General features: G+C 58.1%; 16 protein-coding genes. 14 read left to right on the forward strand and 2 right to left on the reverse strand.

The genetic code is table 11. The features are described 5' to 3' along the window. From BCM02_RS01345 to BCM02_RS01350, 3 genes are all read left to right on the forward strand, one after another. Nucleotides 1-846, forward strand: a complete 846-nt coding sequence (locus BCM02_RS01345) for an AraC family transcriptional regulator (protein ID WP_148927258.1) — start codon at nucleotides 1-3, stop codon at nucleotides 844-846. Nucleotides 847-1,011: 165 nt separating this feature from the next. Then, entirely contained in the window at nucleotides 1,012-1,182 is a 171-nt protein-coding gene (locus tag BCM02_RS35105; RefSeq protein ID WP_187433953.1) for a hypothetical protein, read from the forward strand. Continuing rightward, a complete protein-coding gene (locus BCM02_RS01350; RefSeq protein ID WP_148927259.1) occupies nucleotides 1,149-2,708 on the forward strand; it encodes a DUF5050 domain-containing protein in 1,560 nt (519 codons plus the stop codon). Before BCM02_RS35105 ends, BCM02_RS01350 begins: the two co-directional genes overlap by 34 nt. Nucleotides 2,709-2,864: 156 nt before the next feature. On the opposite strand, the gene BCM02_RS01355 is transcribed toward BCM02_RS01350, so the two are convergent. Beyond that, complete coding sequence (locus tag BCM02_RS01355; protein ID WP_148927260.1) at nucleotides 2,865-3,794, reverse strand: helix-turn-helix transcriptional regulator; 930 nt, start codon at nucleotides 3,792-3,794, stop codon at nucleotides 2,865-2,867. A 277-nt stretch (nucleotides 3,795-4,071) separates the two neighbouring features. On the opposite strand from BCM02_RS01355, the gene BCM02_RS01360 reads away from it, so the two are divergent. From BCM02_RS01360 to BCM02_RS01400, 9 genes are all read left to right on the forward strand, one after another. Continuing rightward, on the forward strand, nucleotides 4,072-5,205 hold the full coding sequence (locus BCM02_RS01360) for an LLM class flavin-dependent oxidoreductase (protein WP_148927261.1): 1,134 nt from the start codon (nucleotides 4,072-4,074) through the stop codon (nucleotides 5,203-5,205). 42 nt (nucleotides 5,206-5,247) lie between these two features. Further along, a complete protein-coding gene (locus BCM02_RS01365) occupies nucleotides 5,248-6,564 on the forward strand; it encodes an ABC transporter substrate-binding protein (protein ID WP_246183138.1) in 1,317 nt (438 codons plus the stop codon). 1 nt (nucleotide 6,565) lies between these two features. After that, entirely contained in the window at nucleotides 6,566-7,438 is an 873-nt protein-coding gene (locus BCM02_RS01370) for a carbohydrate ABC transporter permease (protein ID WP_148927262.1), read from the forward strand. A gap of 21 nt (nucleotides 7,439-7,459) precedes the next feature. Continuing rightward, nucleotides 7,460-8,275: a carbohydrate ABC transporter permease gene (locus BCM02_RS01375; protein ID WP_246183139.1), complete on the forward strand. Its 816-nt coding sequence runs from the start codon at nucleotides 7,460-7,462 to the stop codon at nucleotides 8,273-8,275. A gap of 421 nt (nucleotides 8,276-8,696) precedes the next feature. Next, complete coding sequence (locus BCM02_RS01380) at nucleotides 8,697-9,947, forward strand: RICIN domain-containing protein (RefSeq protein ID WP_148927263.1); 1,251 nt, start codon at nucleotides 8,697-8,699, stop codon at nucleotides 9,945-9,947. A 386-nt stretch (nucleotides 9,948-10,333) separates the two neighbouring features. Beyond that, nucleotides 10,334-10,933, forward strand: a complete 600-nt coding sequence (locus BCM02_RS01385) for a class I SAM-dependent methyltransferase (RefSeq protein ID WP_246183140.1) — start codon at nucleotides 10,334-10,336, stop codon at nucleotides 10,931-10,933. Between the two features lie 95 nt (nucleotides 10,934-11,028). Further along, nucleotides 11,029-11,835 carry a GDSL-type esterase/lipase family protein gene (locus BCM02_RS01390; protein ID WP_148927264.1) on the forward strand — a complete coding sequence of 269 codons (807 nt, stop codon included), beginning with the start codon at nucleotides 11,029-11,031 and terminating at the stop codon, nucleotides 11,833-11,835. A gap of 5 nt (nucleotides 11,836-11,840) precedes the next feature. Further along, nucleotides 11,841-12,770: an ABC transporter ATP-binding protein gene (locus tag BCM02_RS01395; RefSeq protein ID WP_148927921.1), complete on the forward strand. Its 930-nt coding sequence runs from the start codon at nucleotides 11,841-11,843 to the stop codon at nucleotides 12,768-12,770. Next, nucleotides 12,763-13,740, forward strand: coding sequence for an ABC transporter permease (locus BCM02_RS01400; RefSeq protein WP_148927265.1), 978 nt, complete (start codon nucleotides 12,763-12,765; stop codon nucleotides 13,738-13,740). Before BCM02_RS01395 ends, BCM02_RS01400 begins: the two co-directional genes overlap by 8 nt. A 585-nt stretch (nucleotides 13,741-14,325) precedes the next feature. Here the strand turns inward: BCM02_RS01400 and BCM02_RS01405 are convergent. Further along, nucleotides 14,326-15,105 (reverse strand): NAD-dependent epimerase/dehydratase family protein, encoded by a 780-nt coding sequence (locus BCM02_RS01405; protein ID WP_148927266.1) that lies wholly within the window; start codon nucleotides 15,103-15,105, stop codon nucleotides 14,326-14,328. Between the two features lie 239 nt (nucleotides 15,106-15,344). On the opposite strand from BCM02_RS01405, the gene BCM02_RS01410 reads away from it, so the two are divergent. Both BCM02_RS01410 and BCM02_RS01415 read left to right on the forward strand, forming a co-directional pair. Next, nucleotides 15,345-16,421: a diguanylate cyclase gene (locus BCM02_RS01410; RefSeq protein ID WP_148927267.1), complete on the forward strand. Its 1,077-nt coding sequence runs from the start codon at nucleotides 15,345-15,347 to the stop codon at nucleotides 16,419-16,421. 72 nt (nucleotides 16,422-16,493) lie between these two features. Continuing rightward, on the forward strand, nucleotides 16,494-19,394 hold the full coding sequence (locus BCM02_RS01415; protein WP_148927268.1) for a bifunctional diguanylate cyclase/phosphodiesterase: 2,901 nt from the start codon (nucleotides 16,494-16,496) through the stop codon (nucleotides 19,392-19,394). Nucleotides 19,395-19,782: the final 388 nt, after the last annotated feature.

The following is a 19,782-nucleotide window of genomic DNA, read 5'->3' on the forward strand; positions in this document are numbered from 1 at the left end:
ATGAACGAAGAAATCGTGCAGCGCTTGGCGATCGCCAAGCAATATATCGACCAACGGCTGGATGAAGAGCCGACGTTGGAAGAAGCGGCGAAGGCGGCCGGCTTCTCGCCATTCCACTTCCACCGCTTGTTCCGCGGCTGGCTGGGCCTCACGATGTCGGCATACGTTCGCGACCGGCGGCTGGCGCGCGCGGCGGAGGCGATCGGGACGACGGACGGGAAGCTGATCGACATCGGGCTGGCGCACGGTTTCGAAGCGGCGGAGATGTTCAGCCGGTCGTTCAAGCGCAAATACGGCCTCGCTCCCGGCGATTATCGGAAGCGAAGACGAGGAGGCTTGCACGACATGGATATTCGAATAACGGAGCGCCCGGCGACACGCGTGATCGGGGTGTCCGTTCGCACGGACGTAGCCTTGGACCGGAACATCGCCGAGGCGTGGCGGGAATTCGGCCGGCTATGCGCGTCGATCCCGAACGTGAAGCCAGGCGCGAGGGCATTCGGCTTGGAGCTCTATGAGGAAGCGGCGCAAGGGACAAGATCGGGAGCGTTCACGTATGTCGCCTGCATTGAAGTCGAAGAGCATGCGGCGCCGCCGTCAAGCATGACCATGCTCGTGATTCCGGCTGGCCGGTATGCCGTCGCGACTCACAAAGGGTCGACGGAACGGCTGCAGGAGACGTTCGGGTACGTGTACGGCGTCTGGCTGCCGGCCAGCGGCGAGTCGCTTCGACCGTGGGACGGGGTTGACGATGCGGCAGGATTTGATTTCGAACTGTATGATGGGCGGTACCGGGACGGCGATCCCGAATCGGAGCTGGATGTTTATGTTCCGCTGCAGGGATGAATGGCATCTTGAATCGGACGAATTCGTAAAGCGCGAGCGGTACCTTTAAGAGGTACCGCTTTTTGCGTTGGGTAAATCTGATCCTGAATGGAACATTATGTCAATCAAGCGCGTCTATATCAAAGCGCAAACAGTCGCAATCCACGTACCCATTAAGGAGAGTGTATGATGCGGAAATTAGGCTTGACTTTGCTTCTTAGCATCGGGATGATCGGCGGCTCGCTGCACGAGGTAGGAGCGGAAGCGGATTCGGATTCGGGTTCGGTGCCACGAGCTATCGACTTGCCGAGCGAGACGGCCAAGTGCTCGTGCCGATCCGGCTGCTGGAAACGCTGACTTCGTCGGATCAAGAAGGTGGCAGATGGGAGACGATCTGGCAACCGAAACAGCCGGACGTCGTTACCGTACGGAACGCACAGCTGAAACGGACCGTCGTCTTTACGGTGAACGGCAAGACCATGACGATGAATGGAGAATCGCGCGGCATACCGGTCGCGCCGCAGAAGATCGATGGCCGTATTATGCTGCCTCTGCGGACCGCGGCGGAAGCGTTCGGCCAACGCATTGATTGGCTTGACGGGCTTATCGTCATCGGCGACAAGGCTTTCGATCCGCACAGTCCGGAGACGCTGGCGGCAAAGGAAAGCATAAAGAAGATGTTGACCGATCGGCGAAAGCCCGTGAACGTCGATCAGCCCGACACGCCGCTTGCGTCATACGGTGCCTCGGTATTCTTCATCCGTTATGACTATACGTCTTCGGCGCTAGTTGAGCAGCTGATGGTAAAGACAGGAGGCGGGAACGAGAAGGCGGTGAAGCTCGCCGGTAAGCCTGTTCTCAGCAGCGCGAAAGCTATCGGCGACGAGCTTTATTTTGTCATGGAAGTTGAAGGCCGCGCCGAATTGGCCGCTTACCATCTTGGGAAAGGCACGGTACGGCTAGTCGCCAAGATCGCGGATTGGAAGCCCGGAGACGGCTGGGTTACGGGTATCAAACAAATGGGCGGCGAGTTGTATGTCGTGCTGCACTATGGTGAAATCACGATGGGGAGCGAGTCGTTATACAAAGTTGACAGCGGTGCTTTGAAAAAAGTTTCCTCCGCTAAAAGCTATATTAGCTATGAAAAATCCGGCAATTTTCTATACACGACGGACTTCACGCCTATGTTCAGCGTAGCCGACAATTTGTATCGGGTAGATCTTGTCAAAGGAACGTCATCGAATATCGGTAAATCGGGATATGCCTACGGGATCGACTTGTCGGTCACGCCGGGGGGCGGCGTCGGCTTTTCGAGCGTGGACGCGCTGTATGTGAAGGACGGTTCACTTTTTGTGCTTGGCTATGATAATCAAAATCCAGACGACCGAAGCGCCGTATACCGGATCAACCCGGCTGATAACTCGCAGGTCAGAGTAACCCCGCCGACCTCCAGGTTCTGGCTGAAGGACGATCGGATTTTGTACATCGATGCTTCTACAGGTTATCTGGAGAGCGTGAAGCATGACGGCACCGATCGCCGGACGCTTGTACAGCGGAAAGCGTCGAACGTGACGCTGCTTGGCGGCGATCTATATTACATGGAGCTTACGGGCGACAATCTCTTCGACGTCGGCCATGTATACCGGTACAGCTTGTCGGACGGCAAGGAAACCAAGCTGAGCGACAGATCTGCCGTCGCTTATTATGGCAACAAGAACGGCGTCTACTTGTGGGCAGATGGATACGAGCCCGGAATTTATCGCGTCGAATCGGACGGACGGAATACGAGACTTGTCGCGGACAGCGTCGCAGCGGTCGTGCCGACCGATCAGGGGCTACTATACACGTTAACGTATCAAAAAGGAGTATTCGCCTTAAAGTAAGTTCGGAGGACGTCCGGAACGTCGGGAACGTCCGGCGTATCCGTGCAAGCCGCGTTATAACAAGCCTTTGCGTCGTTCGCAAAGGCTTGTTTGCCGTGAAAGGCAACGTAATGACGGAAGTTCGGATGATCGAGATACACGTTATAGCTGTTAACGCTAAACTTTCGATTTCTCCGGCTTCGACTGGGACGGCGCTGAATCCGAATCGCTTTGCCCGGAACAATGCGAATCGGTCTTCCGCTGGCGATACGACTTCGGCGATATTCCCGCGTGCTTCTTGAACGCCTTCGAGAACGAGAACAGATCCGGATAGCCGACGGAACGGGCGATATCCGCGACCGTGTAGCCCGTCTGCTCCAGCAGCAGCCGGGCTTCGTTCATGCGCAGCCGCAGCAAATATTGCATGGGCGGCATGCCGTACGCATGACGGAACATCTTCGTGAAGTGCGACCGTTCGACGCCGACCGCGGCCGCGACGCGCTCGATCGCGATGTCTTCGGCGTAATGGATGTCGAGGTAAGCGCGGCCGTTCTGCAGCCAAGTATCCTGCCCGGCGGACACGCTGTACGAAGCGGATCGCAATGATAGGGCATCGAATATTCGCAGAAACAGACTCAGGCGAAGCAGATCCGAGCCGCCGCCGGATTCGGCGGCTAGCCGACGCAGCTCCTCCGCAAGCGCCGACGCTTCGTTCGTCGCGCCGCCCGAGGCATGAGGACGCTGCGGCGTCAATCCGGCGCGGGCGAGCAGCGAGAGCGCGCCTTTGCCTTCGAAGGCGAAGAACAGCTTGCGCAGCCGCTTCAGCGGGTTCGTCCAATATTCATGCGTCACCTGCGGGAACAAGCAGAATAGATCGCCTGCCGCGAGCAGGTACTCGCCGCCGCTTTGACGGAATTCGCCTTCGCCTTCGAGCACGAAGATTAAATAATAGTAGGGGGAGATGCGAGGTCCGATATGGTAGTGAGGCTTCGCGATATTCATGCCGATTCGGATCGGCCAGGCGGCACCGGCTTTCTCGAATTCCGTCGGCGTTAGAAAATGGATGTCCAGCCATTCGTGGTGATCCTCGCGCATCGCATCGATCATAGTAGGCGTCTCCCTTCTTTTTGCAATCCAGCTTACCGTACAACGACGATAATTAGCAAGCGTTACCAGATGTTCTATCACACAAAATGACAAATCAAATAAACCACGAAATGACATTGCTTCCCCCATTATATGCCTGTTATGATCATGTACATCAACTAATCCAACCGAATAAGTCGGATTACTGTGATCGACCAGACTTACTGGAGATACGGCAAGAAGCGCGTGCTTCCATTGTCGTTCTAATATGCCAACGTAGCAGAGGAGACTGCCAGTCATGAGCGAGAGAAACATTGAATTCGGATGGTTTATCCCGACGACGGGAGACGGACCATACATCGGGGTGCCGCCCGAGCGGGAAACTACGATGGACTATATGGTGCAAGTCGCGCAGGCGGCGGAGCGGGCCGGTTATTCGTTCGCGCTCATTCCGACGGGTGGCGATTGCCTCGACGCTTGGGTAGTTGGCTCGTGGATTGCCGGCCATACCCGAACCTTGAAGCCGCTCGTCGCGATGCGACCGGGCTTGATGGCGCCGGTCATCGCGGCTCGGATGGCCGCCACGCTCGACCGCGTGTCGCAAGGGCGTGCGCTAGTTAACGTGGTCACGGGGCATTATCCCGCCGATCTCAAAGCGAGCGGCGATTCCTTGCACGAGAATCATGACGAGCGATATGCGAGAACCCGGGAATTTCTGGACGTCGTGAAAGGCGTCTGGGACGATTCGGCCGCGCCGCAGCCGGACGGCTTTCATTATAAGGGCCGCTACTACGAGATCGACGGCGGAAGGTGCCTGCCGGCTCCGGTGCAGCAGCCGGGGCCTCCGCTATACTTCGGCGGAAGCTCGCCGGCAGGCAAACGGGCCGCGGCGGAGACGGCCGACGTCTATCTCATGTGGACGGAGCCGCTGGACTGGATTAAAGGGCAGATCGCGGAGATGGAGGCGCTGCTCGACGAGTTGAAGGCGGCCGACGGTACCCGGCGGCAGCTGCGGTACGGCATCCGGGCGCAGCTTGTCGTCCGCGAGACGGAGGAGGAGGCCTGGGCGGCCGCATGGCATATTCTCAGCAAGGCGGATCAAGAGCTGGTCGCCGCCCGCGAGAAGCTGCACGCGCGCACCGACGCCACGAACCAGAAGCGCCAGATGGAGCTGTTCGAGGCGTCGAGAGATCAAGATTTCGTCATCGGGCCGAATCTATGGTCGGGCTTGTCGGCCATCCGCGGCGGCGGCGCCGTGGCGTTCGTCGGGACGCCGGAGCAGGCGAGCGATCGTATTCTGGAGTTTATCGACGCTGGCGTCGGTTCCTTCATTCTCTCGGGCTATCCGCATCTGGAAGAGGCCGAGCGTACGGGAAGACTGCTGCTTCCGCTTCTGAGAGAGAAGCTGGCGGCAAGAGGTATCGAACTATAATCGAATTCATGCCTAACATCGATTAATCGGGGGGACTTGTCTATGCAAACATTAAGATATCGAAGCATTCCGCTCGCGGTCATGGCTTCGGCCATGCTGTTCCTGGCCGCATGCGGCAATAGCGGAGGCGCCAATAACGCCGGCGGCGAAGCCGCGAATTCGAACGCGCCGGCCGCGAATGCCGGCAACTCCGGCGCAAGCGCGGATCCGGTCACGATCAGCTTCCTGCATTGGCGGGGCGAGGATAACGCGGCGTTCGAGGCGATCATCGGTCAATTCGAGGAGGCGCATCCCGGCGTACAGGTGGAGATGCAGGTGCTGCCATCCGACCAATACCAGCAGACCGCGCAAGCGAAGCTGCGGGACGGCGCGTCCGGCGACGTGTTCGCTTCTTTCCCCGGCGCGCAGTTCGAAGCGATCGCCAAGGGAGGATTATATAGCGACCTGACCGGCGCCGCTTGGCTCTCGAACTTCGCGCCCGCGCTGATCGAAGCCGGCCAGAAGGACGGCAAGCAGTTGGCCGTGCCGTACCAGCTCGTGTACAACATGCCGATCTACAACGTGAAGCTGTTCGAGAAATACGGCTTGACGCCGCCCAAGGATTGGGACGGATTCCTCGCCGCGGCGGAGAAGCTGAAGCAGGAGGGAATCGTGCCGATCGCCTTCCCGGGCGCGGATATCGGCCCCGGCCAGTTCATGAATACGATGGTGATGAACAACGCGCCGGACCTGGATATTTTCCGCAAAGTGGAGGCCGGCGAAGCGAAGGTGACGGAAGACTGGTGGATCAAGACGCTGACGCAAATCAAGGAGCTGAACGACAAGGGTTACTTCCAGCAGGATGCGCTCGGCACGAAGGACCAAGGCGCCGGCGCGCTGTTCGCCCAAGAGAAAGCGGCGATCTTGGCGACGGGATCATATCAGCTCGCGCAGAACAAGAAGAACAATCCGGCTCTCGTGCAAGGGCTGCTTGCGCCGATTACGGTGCCGGCCGATCAAGCCGTGTACGAGGGCATTCATACGACGACGTTCTTGCTCGGCGTGAACAGCGCGTCCAAGCATCCGGAGGAAGCGAAGGCGTTCATTGAATTCTTGAGCGGCAAAGACGTCGCGGGCCAGTACGCGAACGCCACGGGGCAGAACGTGACGGTCAAGGACGTCGTCTACGCGTCGGAGGAGCTCAAGGCGGTCGCCGAATGGACGAACAAGAAAACCCGCTTCCAGCCGCGCTTCACGCTGACCGACACCGAGAATCAGAAGGCGGTCGTCAGCTCCATCCAAGCGGTGCTGGGAGGCACGGATCCGAAGAAGGCGGCCGAGGACGCGCAGGCGATCATCGACCAGCAGCTGGGCAAGTAATATGAAGGCCGGGAAGCGAATCGCGCTATTCTTCGTCCCGGGGCTTACGTTGTATGCGGCGCTCTTCCTGTACCCGACGATAACCGGATTCTATTATTCCTTGACGAACTGGGACGGCATCTCGCCGTCCTATGACTTCGTCGGCCTGTCCAATTATCGGGAGCTAACCGAGCATATTATCTTCCGCAAGGCGCTCGTCAACAACGTCAAGTTCATGCTGTTCGTGGTGCTCGTCCAGACCGGATTATCGCTGCTGCTTGCCTTGCGGCTTGCGCGCAATACGAAGCGCAACGTCGCGCTGCGGGCGCTGTATTTCGTCCCGACGGTGCTCTCTTCCGTATCGGTCGCGCTCATCTGGACGTTCGTGTTCGACCCGACCCAAGGATTGGCGAACGGCTTCCTGAGCGGAATCGGCTTGGGCTCGTGGACGCAGAATTGGCTCGGCGATACGGGATTGGCGATCTTCTCGGTGGCGGCCGTGCAAGCTTGGGCGCATATCGGCCAAATGGTCATTCTGTTCGTCGCCGGCCTGCAGGCGATACCGAAGGAGCTCATCGAAGCGGCGCGGTTGGACGGCGCGGGAGCGCTGCAGATATTCCGCCGCGTCACGTGGCCGCTGCTCGCGCCGGCCGCCGCGCTCGTCGTCTCGTATACGACGATTCAATCGTTCAAGGCGTTCGATCTCATCTTCACGATGACGGGCGGAGGCCCGGTTTATTCGACCGAAATCTTGTCCACCTTCATCTACAACACGGCCTTCTCGAGCTATACGTTCGGCTTGGCTTCGGCGGGTTCGGTCTTCTTCCTGGCGCTGATCGCCGTTATTACGTACGTCCAATTCCGCGTCATCCGCGCGGATCGAGTCGCTTACTAGAATTCGTAAAGAGGTGATCGCGTGCTGCTGCGTGGATTAGGGGTCGCGCTGGTCGTCGCATTCGCGCTGATTATCGTCGTCCCCCTCATGATTGTGTTATTGGCCTCGCTTAAGACGACGCCGCAATTTATCCAAGATCCGCTCGGGTGGCCCGAGTCGTTCTCGCTGGCCAACTATACGGCGTTGTTCGCCAAACAGCCGATGCTGACGTACTTCGGCAACAGCGTCTTCGTCACGCTGTTCACCGTCTCGGGCGAGCTGCTTGTCGCGGGCATGGTCGCTTACGGCATCATCCGCACGGGACGCAAGACCGGCGGATGGATGTTCGGTCTATTCGCGGCCGGATTGATGGTGCCTTCGCAGGTCAACATGATCCCGATCTACGAGCTGGTGCATCGATTGGGTTGGTCGAACAGCTTGGCCGGGCTGTCGCTCGTCACGATCGCCATGCTGCTGCCGCTCTCCGTCTTCATGTTGGGCGGCTTCATGCGGACGCTGCCGGGCGAGCTGTTCGAGGCAGGCGCGATCGACGGCGCGAGCGAATGGCGCTTGCTGCTCCGGATCGCGCTGCCGCTGTCCGCGCCGTATTTCGCCGCGACCGCATGCTTCCTGTTCGTCATCGTGTGGAACGAATTGCTCTTCCCGATGCTGCTGCTGACCGGCAAAGACAAGCTGACCCTTCCGCTCGCCATGCTGCAATTCCGAGGAGAGTTCGTCACCGATTACCCTATGCTGCTGACCGGCGTCGTCGTGGCTTCGATCCCGATCATCGCCGTGTTCGTTCTGCTGCAGCGGTTTTTCATTTCGGGGGCGATGGCGGGTTCGATGAAGGGTTAAGAGCGGAGAACATGTCCATGAATGACTGCCCCTTGCGGGTTCTTAGGCGGACAATCAGTCTGTTACGGGAACTAGCAAGGGGTTTTCTCTTGCGAGTATTCGTATATAACATGTATGCGGATGCGACCGTATCACAGTCATTGTTAGTTGCGCGCTCGACTTACTATTATCTAGGAATTAAATGTCACAAAAAATTGGCATCGATCACAAAAAGTTGGCTATTAAAAGGAGCGCGGCTACCTGTTACGATAATGGCGCGGCAAAGGGAATGATTCCCTGCGGCGCCGTAATCTTGCATCGGCAGGAGAGGAGGCTGCGATTTTTCTTCGTCCGACATGTAAGCGCTTCACAAAGGGATCCGATTGCATTCGTTAGTCGTCATGCGAACGTGTTGAAGTTCATTTCTGCGAGGAGGGATTTAATGTATCAAGTCATGAAGACCAAACGTCTGTATGCATTCGCGCTGGTGATCGCGCTGCTGGTCAGCTTGCTGCCTATTACGAAAGCGAACGCGGCCTATAATTTGGCGTGGAGCGACGAATTCAACGGCACGTCGATCGACCAGAACAATTGGTCCTTCGAGATCGGCAACGGCAGCGGCGGATGGGGCAACAACGAACTGGAGTATTACACCAACCGTCCGGAGAACGCGAGAGTCGAGAGCGGCAACCTCGTCATCGAAGCGCGCAAAGAAAACTACGGCGGGATGGGCTACACGTCGGCCCGCTTGAAGTCGCAGGGGAAGAAGAGCTTTAAATATGGCCGCATCGAAGCGCGCATCAAGATGCCGAAAGGTCAAGGACTGTGGCCGGCGTTCTGGACGCTCGGCTCGGACATCGGCACGGTCGGCTGGCCGAAGAGCGGCGAGATTGACATTATGGAGCACGTCAACAACGAGAACAACACGCACGGTTACATCCATTGGGATGTGAACGGCCACGCGCAATACGGCGGCGCCAGCCATGCGGTCGACGTGACGCAATACCATGTGTATTCGGTCGAATGGACGTCCAGCGCCATTAAGTGGTTCATTGACGGCGTCCAGTTCAAGGAAGCCAACATCGCGAACAACGTCAATTCCACGGAAGAATTCCATAAGGATCATTTTCTGCTGCTCAACATGGCGGTCGGCGGCAACTGGCCGGGTTCCCCGGACGGCGCGACGGCGTTCCCGGCGAAGATGTACGTCGACTACGTGCGCGTCTATCAAGACGGCGCGACGCCTCCGCCCGCGAGCGGCATCGTCAACGGCGGCACGTACAAACTGATCAACGTGAACAGCGGCAAAGCGCTGGACGTGGCGAGCGCCGGCACGGCGCCAGGCACGAACGTGCAAATTTGGAGCGATAACGGCTCCGGTGCCCAGAAGTGGACGCTCTATCAGAATGCCGACGGCTCTTACAAGCTGATCAACGTCAATAGCGCTCACGCGCTGGACGTAGCCGGCTCGGGGACGGGTGACGGCACGAACGTGCAGGTGTGGAACGACCTCGGCAACGGCGCGCAGAAGTGGAATCTCATCAAGAACGCCGACGGTTCCTACAAGCTCATCAACGTGAATAACGGCAAAGCGCTCGACGTGTCCGGATCGGGTACGGCGGACGGCGTGAACGTGCAAATTTGGACGGACAACGGCTCGGGCGCCCAGAAGTGGAGTTTGGTGAAAGTGTAAGCAGGTCATGCAGGGGGAGAACGGCCGATTCCTACGGGGAGTCGGTCGTTTTTGCATGCTTTACCCATTATCGGACGCATTTTGCGGTACCGTCGAACTTCGTTCCGAGGTTTCTTCGTATTATTTACTTGACGACCCCGCGTCATTCCATCCTTGGACATTCCGACATATTGAGCATATGAGCAAACAAGAGGAGTCTGCCATGCAGATTCCTCTTGTTTGTTATGGCGCCAAGCATTGAATAGCTCAACATGCCGTGGAAAAGACTAAGATGATAACATTGTCGTTTCATAAACTACCAACTTCGGTAGTCGTCCATATAGACATATTGCATTGCGCAGACAGCGAAATACTGTCCATAATTCGCGAAAAAGGAGGCGCTTGCCGTGACGCTCGAGATGATCCGGCAAACTGCCGGCGCAAGTCTTGGCATAGCCGCTTTATGCGGGACGCTGTCGATCGTGTATTCGAGCTGGCGCAACGGCATATCGCCCATGCCGACGTCGGCCTTGGTGCGCCGCGAGGTTGCGCGGGAGCTTCGCAAACTAGGGGCATGCGGCACGCTCGTCGAGACCGGTTCGGGCTGGGGGACGCTCGTCTTTCATCTGGTCCGAACATGTCCCGGCTGGCATATGGTCGGCATCGAGAATTCGCCGCTGCCGTTCTGGTATTCGAGGCTGGCTCGCCGCCTGCTGCCCGCGCGTCTGCGGCATCGGGTCCGATTCGAACGGGGCGATCTGTTCCGGTTCTCGTACGCGCATGCGGATGCCGTCGTCTGCTACCTGCATCCGGCCGCGATGAAGCGGCTCGGCGCGGCGCTGAAGGAACAGCTCTCTCCGGGTACGCCGGTGCTCGCCGTCTTCTTCGCGCTGCCGGGGTGGCAGCCGGTTCGCGTCGTGACGTGCCGAGATCTCTATCGAACGAAATTACGCGTTTATGAGGCGGGATCCGAGAATATTGTCTCGCCGACGGATGCCGGTTTTTAAGCTGGTTTTCAGCTTCGTGTGCTATGTTCAAAGATAGGATAGGACTAGCAATGCAGCGGGAATGGCAATAGCGCCTGCGGGGGAAGGAGCGCACGATGAACGGAAGATGGATTAAAGGACTTATGGCGATCTCGGCGCTTTCGGGCTTCATCTGGCTGGGCGGGCTCGGCTGGACGCTGCAGGATTATTTCGCCGGGGCCGTCGACACGCCGGCAGCCCCGGCGCCGGTCGAAGAGGAGACGGCGCCGCCAATCCCGGACGACGGCAAATTCCGAGTCGTGGCGTTGGGCGACTCGCTGACGCGCGGCGCCGGCGACCCGGATGGCAAAGGCTACGTCGGGTACATGACCGACGAGCTGAAGACGAAGGCGGCGGATCAAGACGTTCTCGTCAACAATTACGGCTTCGACGGCATGCGCACGCCCGAGCTGACCTCGTCGCTCGCCAAACCGGCCGTCCGCGCCGAGCTGAAGGCGGCGGACGTCATCGTCGTCAGCATCGGCGGCAACGATCTGTTCCGCAGCGGCGAGACGCTAGGCAATTTGGATCCCGGGTACATCGCGACCATCCAAGAGGCGTACTTAAACGACCTGGACGGCGTATTGAAGGAGCTGCGGACGCTCAATGCATCCGCCGAGCTGTTCCTGATCGGCCTCTATAATCCGTTCATCGCAAGGGAGAACGCGGAGACGACGACCAAGATCGTGCGGGACTGGAACTATCGGGCGGCCGAGACGGCAGCGGATTATCCCGATACGGTGCTCGTGCCGACGTTGGACTTGTTCCAGTTGAAGATCCAGGACTATCTCGCGCTGGATCAGTTCCATCCGAACGCGGAGGGATACAAGCTGATCGGGGAGCGGGTCGCTTCGCTCATCACATGGGAGGAGGAGAGCGAATGACCGGGATGACGGGCGCGGCGGCGCAAGAAGAGATTACGTTATCGGTTCAAGGACTGCGCAAGGTGATCGGCAAGCGGGAGATCATCCATGGCATCGACTTCGAGCTGAAGCGAGGGGAAGTGTTCGGCTTCCTCGGACCGAACGGAGCGGGCAAGACGACGACGATCCGCATGCTCGTCGGGCTGATCAAGCCGACGGCCGGCACGATCCGGATTTGCGGGTACGATTTGCATCGGCAGTTTCCCGAAGCGACGGGCAGCATGGGCTGCATCGTCGAGAACCCGGAGCTGTACAGCTACTTGAGCGGTTGGGGGAACTTGCAATATTTCGCGCGCATGATGTCCGGCATCGATGAGGCGCGGTTGAACGAGGTCGTCAAGCTCGTGGGGTTGTCGGCCCGCATTCAAGACAAAGTGAAGACCTACTCGCTCGGCATGCGCCAGCGGCTTGGCATCGCCCAAGCGCTGCTCGGCAGGCCGAAGCTGCTTATCCTCGACGAGCCGACCAACGGTCTCGACCCGTCGGGCATTCGGGAGATGCGTGAATTCATCCGTTATTTGGCGGAGAGCGAAGGACTGACGGTGCTCGTATCGAGCCATCTCCTGAGCGAAATTCAGCTCATGTGCGACCGTGTCGCCATCATCTCGAAAGGACGCGTCGTCCGCGTGGATACGGTGGACAACCTGCTGGCCCAGCAGGAGCGCGTAAGCTGGCGGCTGGAACCGATCGAAGCGGGCATGCAGCTGCTTCGGGAGCTGGCCGGATCGGCCGACCTGCAAGGCGAGACGGTGCTGACGCCGTATGACGAGCAGGAGATCGGGCGTTGGAATCAAACGCTCGTCGAGGCGGGCGTCACGGTGACCGAGATGAGCCGCAGGCTGCCTTCTCTGGAGGATCTATTCTTGGAGCTGACGGGAGGGGAAAGCATTGATTAACCTCGTGTACAACGAGATGGTGAAGATCACCGGCAAACGCAGACTGCTCGTCGTCGCGCTCATCATCGCCATCCTGATCACGCTGTTCACCTATGCGCAAGCCCAGCAGGCGGCGGACAATCGCGAGCGGTTCGGCGACGTCGACTGGCGGATCGCCCTGGAGCAGCGGATCGCCGGTTGGGAGGCGCGGCTGGCGAGCGGCGGCTTCCGGGGGGACGATGGGGAGCTCGAGCTTCGCATCGCGCAGCAGCGATACTATCTGGATCAGGACGTCAACCCGGCCGAGCCCGGCGCGCCGACGTTCGTGCGCGGCTTCGTCGAGAACGGCATCTCGCTGCTGCTTCCGCTCATGATGATGATCGTCGCGGCCGATCTGGTTTCCTCCGAGCACGGCGCGGGCACGATCAAGGTGCTGCTCACCCGGTCGGTGCGGCGCTGGCGCATTCTGCTAAGCAAATACTTGGCGCTTCTGCTGTCAGTCTCGTTCATCATCACGCTGTTCGGCTTGCTGGCGGCGGTCATCTCGGGATTCGTGTTCGGCTATCAAGGCTGGGATGCGCCGGTGTTGACCGGCTTCTCGACAACGGGCGGCGAGCTGGATACCTCCGGCGTGCGCATCGCGCCGCAATGGCAGTTCATCCTCATGGAGCTCGGGCTCGCTTGGTTCGTATCGGTCGTCGTCGCGACGATTACGTTCATGCTGTCCGTGCTCGTCCGCACGACCGCGGCGGTGATGGGAATTATGCTTGCGTGCTTGATCGCCGGCACCATCTTGCGGACGATGGTCTCCTCTTGGGAGACGGCGAAGTACCTGTTCATGGTCAATCTCGAGCTGATCGATTATTTGGAGGATGCCGCGCCGCCGATCGAAGGCATGTCGCTCGGTTTCTCCATGCTCGTTCTGCTCGTCTGGGGCGTTATTGCCCTCATCGTATCGTTCGTCTCGTTCACGCGCCGGGATGTTTATTAATCGTATAGCGAACAGGGAGACCGAATCACGCTTTCGGACTCCCTGTTCTTTGTTGTGAAGGAAAATACACAACCGTTGTCCGAAGGACTAGCGGGCTCCCCTCGAAGGATACATCGAAGACGGCCGCGCAGCGAGTCACGTTACTTCAACGTGTCCAGAGGTGAACGTTTTTCGAAGAAAAACGACTACGGAAGCACATGCTTGGCCCTTGGTTTCCCTCGGCGGAGGGGGACAATGCTGTCAGGTTAAGGAAAAACGTCCGAAGAAGCGAACTAGGGCCTATAGTTGACAGGCTTAAGTCTTATAACGGACTTCAAAACCTACTGAAGCTTTGTCCGTCAGGACAAAAGCGTGCCCCGCTCAAGCCTTCCCGCCGACCGCGAACAAACATGTCAGCACGAAATAGGGAGTCCAGAGGGCAAAGCCCTTTGGAGCCTCCTCGGCGGAGGAGGTGGGAGGAGGGAGCAACAAAAGTGGGGTCAAAGGGGCGGAGCCCTTCTTAACCTGACAGCATTGCAGCGGAGGGGGAAGGGGCGAGGGAGACAAGAACGGGTTCTCGAAGGGCGCAGCCCTTTGTTAGGCCGATTACGAGTTCGGCACGCCGCCCTGGAAGTCGGTCTCGTCGTGTTTCACCGGTACATGGCTTCGCCGCGCGGCTTCCATCAGCTGCGCCGCATCGTCCAGCGGCTCGTAACCGATGAGGTCTTTCAAATATCCGATGTCATAGTAATTATCCGTGTTCGCGGACGTGCCGTACAGGCTGAGGAACGGGATCGACGGATCAGCCTCGATGCATCGCTCGGCCAGCTGCACCATGTCCCGCTCGGAAATCCAGATATGAGCCGCGCGATCCGAATGCGGCCGGTCGTCTTTCGGGAAATTGCCGATCCGAATGTTGAACGACGAGATTCCGTGTTTGTCCGCATAGAGCCTGCCGAGCAGCTCGATGTAGCATTTGCTCAAGCCGTAGAAGCTGTCGGGTCGATACGGCGAGGCGGGTTCGACGTGTTCGCCGACCTTGTAATAACCGGTCGCGTGATTGGAGCTGGCGAAGACGACGCGCTTCACGCCGTTCCGACGGGCCGCTTCGTACAGGTGATAAGCGCCGGTTACGTTAATAGGCAGTACCTTGCCGAGGAAGTCGTCCTGATCCTTCGCCCAGGCGAAATGAATCACCGTGTCTACGCCCTTGGTCAGCTCGAGCAAGCGCTCCGCATCCGTCACGTCGAGCGGGACGATGCCGCGACGTTCGTCCGGGCGCAGATCCGCCGCCGTTATTTCGTAGCGGTCAAGCTCGCGGAGTCCTTCCGCGACGCGGGCGCCGATGACGCCGGACGCGCCGGTGACGAGCAGCTTTCGTTTCATCGTTCATCAACTCCATTTTTGTTAATCCTTTACTTGTACTATACCCAGTTTGCGGTAAAGTTGACGTTATGCGCTTTTTGTGTCGGGGCGGGTAAGCATGTGGTGCCAGATTCGACCAATAGCGCTTGATATTACTAGGGTTTCGGCGGATTTCGACAGCAGGATAAACCAAGCGGGACACAGAATGTAATGGGTAAGTTACAACTTAAAGTACAGGCATCAGAAGGCAGGCTGAATGAATGCACCTCTATGATGGACACCGCCGTGGTCTATATCCGGATATATTGCGAAGCTGTTGGTTAATTACGGCGCTGTATGTGTTGTGTACGGGCGTGCAGCTCTTTTTTACCGAACACGACGTCTCGGATTTCTTCTGGTACGCGATCGTCTTCCCGGCGCTCAAGATGGCGGCTATCAACGGCTTCATGGGCTGGCTGTTCCGTAAAGAGCGCCCGTACGCGGAATATCAGCTGATCGTCGGCGTGAATTTGTTTATTTGCATCATCATCGTCTCGTTATATGAACTGTCGATCGTATTTTACTGTTTAATCATTCCGCTCCTGCTATCGCTTTACTTCTACAGTAGGCGCTTGATTGTATTTACGCTCGTTCAAGCTTTGCTTAGCGTCGTCGGCATCTTAGGCATATCGTCCGTGATCCGGGCGAATTTGAGCGTCTCCGAACTGATCATGCTCGCCGCGCTGCTAGTCGCGACCGCCCTCATCATCAACAATCTGCGCAAGCATGCGTTCGCCTTGTCCCGGGAACTGGTGACGGTGACGCAGGAGAAGCAGGATCTCCAGACGAAGAACACGTTGATGGAGAAGCTGAGCCGGGTCGATTCGGCGACGGGGCTGTATAATCACCGCTCCTTCCATGAGCATCTAACTAACGTGATGGCGGTGTCGGAAGCGCATGCGCTTCACGTGCACCTGGTCCTGCTGGACATCGATAACTTCAAGCGGGTGAATGACACTTACGGGCATGCCGTCGGCGATACGGTCATTCAATTCGTGGCCGGGCAGCTGCAGGCTTTTCAAGATGCCGACGATTTCGTATCCCGCTACGGGGGAGAGGAGTTCGCCGTGCTGTGCGCGGGCAAGCACATGTCACGAGTCATCGAGCAAATGGAAGCGATGAGGCAAGCCATCTCCGAAATGACGCACGAGCAGCTGAACGGAGAAGCGGTGACGGTCAGCATCGGCGTGCGGAAGCTCGAAGCGGGCATGAGCAGGGAGGAGCTGTTCCATCAAGCGGATATGGCCCTCTACCAGGCCAAACGAACGGGAAAGAACCGTACGATCGCGGCCGGGTAACGAACGATATTAGACAACGAGAGCCATCGTCTTTATAAGGCGAGCACTTCAGGGATAAGGGAGAGTACCAACTTGCGCGTCCATCAACATAACTATCAGGATCAAGCACGCTTTAGCGAATGGATGCAGGCGCAATCGTTCGGCGCGTCGGGCTCGATACTCGTTCAAATCTTCGCGTCCGCTTCCCGGAGCCAATACCTCGAACCCATCGCGTCGCTCGTTCTTACGCATTTGCCGAGAGCGACCATTATCGGGTGCACGTCGGCCGGGGAAATTATGGACGGCGGCGTTTATGATCAGGCTACGGTTGTGTCGATCGCCGAATTCGAACGGGCGACGATCCAATCCGCCTCGGTCGAGCTACCGCTTGGCGCGAACGAGTATGAAGCCGGCCAGCATTTTGCAAGCCGTTTAAGCCAGCCGGACATGAAGGCGATGATCGTCTTTACCGGCGCCATGGACAATTCGGATGACTTCCTGCAGGGAATCGGGGATGTTCATCCCGATGCGATACTCGCCGGAGGCGTCGCGGCCGAGCAAGGCGGCGTCCGGACGCTCATCATCGGCCGAACGCCGATGAACGGAGGCGCCGTCGGCATTTCGCTGGCTGGGCGGGATTTGAATGCCGCGAACGCGTACAGCCTCAGCTGGAATCAAATCGGGAAGCGATACACGGTCACGCATGCAGAAGGCAAACGGCTTTATCGCATCGACAATAAGAACGTCATTCCGCTCTATCGCAAATATTTGGGCGAGAGCATCGCGGAACACATCGTGGAGAAGAGCAAAAACTTTCCGTTGATCGTGCAAAAAGAAGGTATCGAGATATGCCGGGATATTATCGCGGTGCATGCAGACGGGTCCGTCACGCTGTCCGGCAACGTCCGGAACGGGGACGCGGTCCGATTCGGATTCGGCGACCCCGAGCTCATTATCGATCGTTCGAAGCGGCTCGTGGAGCAGCTGATGGATATTCCGTCCGAGGCCATCTTCATCTATTCCTGCGAAGCGCGGAAGAACTTCATCTTTCATTCGATCGGCTATGAAATCGAGCCCTTGCAGCAGCTGGCGCCGACCGTTGGATTTTTCACGAACGGCGAGTTCTATCATCATGGTCGGTCTAACGTCGTGCTGAATCATTCCATGACCTTGCTCATTCTGGCCGAGCATGACGAGCCTCGCCGCCTCGCGCCGCCGCAAGAGGCCATGCGCCCGCTGCAATGGGGCGAACTCGACGTCTTGAAGGCCATGTCCAACCTGGCCCAAGTATCGACGGATGAATTATTCGAGTTGAATGCGTACCTCGACGAGTCCGAGCAGCGTTACAAGTCATTGGTCGCCTACAATCCGGACATCGTATACTCGATTAACGCGAGCGGCGAATTCCTGACGAAGAACCGGAAGTTCCAGGATATTCTGGGCTACCGCGATCATGAAGTACAGTCGCTCTACGCGATACTGGGCGATATGGATCAGTCGCCGATGAAGCAAAGCATCGCGCACGCTTTCTCGGGCAAGCCGCATACGTTCGAGACGACGCTGATCCACCGCGGCGGAACCGCCGTTCCGTTCATGATCATCAACATTCCGATCGTCGTGAACGAAGCCATCGTCGGCGTCTACGGCATCGCCAAGGATATCTCGGCGTGGAAAGAGGCGGAGAAGCGCATTACGCATATGGCGTACTACGATACGTTGACCGACCTGCCGAACCGGACGCTTCTTCACAAGCGGATGGACGAGATGTTAACGCAGTCCGATGCCGACGGACGCATGTTTGCGTGCATGTTCCTCGATCTGGACAATTTCAAAGAAATCAACGATACGTTCGGTCATTTTGCCGGCGACCGGCTGCTGCAGCAATTCTCGCATGATCTGCTGCACATTCTGAATGAGCACGGCATTGCGGCTCGGTTCGGCGGGGATGAATTCGCGCTGCTCCTGCCGATCGCAAGCCCACGGGAAGCGGAAGAGATGGCGAAGCGAATCATTCGATATTTCGAGAAACCGGTGCAGGTCATGGATGCCGAGCATTATATTACGGTCAGCGCCGGCATCAGCATCTATCCGCAGGATGGCGATACGTCGGAGACGCTGCTGAAGAACGCCGATATGGCGATGTACAAAGCGAAGCAAGCGGGCAAAAACCGCTTCGAGTTCTACAACAGCGAATTTTGCGACTTGATGGTGGAGAAACGGGCGCTCGTGGGCGAGCTGCGCAAAGCGATCGCCGAGGAAGAGCTGGACGTGTATTACCAGCCGTTATTCGATCTCAAGAGCAAGAAGCTGATCGGCGCCGAGGCGCTCGTGCGCTGGTTCCACAAGGAGAAAGGCTCCATTCCGCCATCCGCGTTCATTCCCGTCGCGGAAGAGTACGGCCTCATCGATCAATTGGGACGTTGGGTGCTGAAGACGGCCTGCCGTCAGCTCGTCGCGTGGCAGAGCAGCTACAATCCGGAGCTCATCATGTCGGTGAACGTGTCGTACCAGCAGTTCGGCCGCTACGATTTCGTCGAATGCGTGCGGGAGGTGCTGGACGGGACCCGGATCTCGCCGCGGTCGCTGCATCTGGAAATTACGGAGAGCACGGCGCTCATCGATTTGACGCATACCAAATCCGTGCTGCTGCAATTGCAGTCCATCGGGGTATCGATCGCGATGGACGACTTCGGGACGGGCTATTCGTCGCTCAGCTGCGTTAAGGATTTGTCGATCGACAAGCTGAAAATCGACCGCTCGTTCATTACGAACATTTCGACGGACGAACGGGATGCGGCCATCGTCAAGACGATCATCGCGCTGTCGCGCAACCTGCATATGAAGGTGCTGGCCGAAGGCGTCGAGACGCCGGAGCAGCTGGCGAAGCTGGCCGAATTCGAATGCGACGAAATTCAAGGCTTCCTGTTCAGCCGTCCGCTTGCGGCGGAGCAATTCGAGACATTATTTCTAGCGGGCGCAAGCAAGACGCAATAAAGAGGATCTGCGGCTGCCTCCTGCTGCATCGAACCGTTCGACCCTGAGCCTTCGGGTTCATCGAACGGTTTTTTTATTGAGGATTTGTTGCGTTGTCTGACGAAAATACGTCAGAAGGACGAGCCGACGCGCATATAGATGGGAGGTAAACATCATCGCTGGCGCATGGCGCGCCATGATGAAAGGAGAGATCGACAGCCGATACGCGGCCTAATACGCCAATTCTGTTTTGCAAGCGATTCCAAGCGCGTCCAACCGCAGCTAGCGAGGTCCAGAAGTACAAAATACGAACAAAAGGTGGTTAAAGCATGAGCTACGACGAACTCCTTCTTATTTTCCTCAAGGCTCTGGCCGAACTTCTCGCCAACTAGCAGCCGCAACCGGTGAA

It is taken from the genome of Paenibacillus methanolicus, from assembly GCF_008124765.1.
Classification (GTDB): domain Bacteria; phylum Bacillota; class Bacilli; order Paenibacillales; family Paenibacillaceae; genus Paenibacillus_Z; species Paenibacillus_Z methanolicus.